1 protein-coding gene is annotated in these 471 nt (G+C 73.2%); it reads left to right on the forward strand.

Going from position 1 to position 471, the window contains the following annotated elements:
* A partial coding sequence (locus C7C46_RS33105; RefSeq protein WP_146259321.1) for an AMP-binding protein occupies window positions 1–471 on the forward strand: 471 nt, incomplete at both ends.

Raw genomic sequence — 471 nt, forward strand, 5'->3', positions numbered from 1 at the left:
CTGGCCGTGCGCGCCGTGGTGTTCGGCGGCGAGAAGCTGGAGATCGGCGACCTCGGGGTCTGGGCCGGACTGGAGCACCTGGCCCTGGTCAACATGTACGGGATCACCGAGACCACCGTGCACGTCACCTACCACCGGATCACCGACGCGGACCTGGCCAACCCCACGGTCAGCCCGATCGGCACCCCGATGCCCGACCTCGGCATCCACCTGCTGGACGCGGCGGGCGAGTTGGTGCCGGTCGGAGTGGTCGGCGAGATCCACGTCAGCGGCCCGGGCCTGGCCCGCGGCTACCTGGGCCGCCCGGACCTGACCGCCGAGCGCTTCGTCCCCAACCCCTACGGCGCACCCGGCTCGCGCCTGTACCGCTCCGGCGACCTGGCCCGGCGGCGGCCGGACGGCACCCTGGAGTCCGTCGGCCGCGCCGACGACCAGGTCAAGATCCGCGGCTACCGGATCGAACTCGGCGAG

Origin of the sequence: Streptomyces tateyamensis (genome assembly GCF_003205575.1) — a bacterium.
Classification (GTDB): domain Bacteria; phylum Actinomycetota; class Actinomycetes; order Streptomycetales; family Streptomycetaceae; genus Kitasatospora; species Kitasatospora tateyamensis.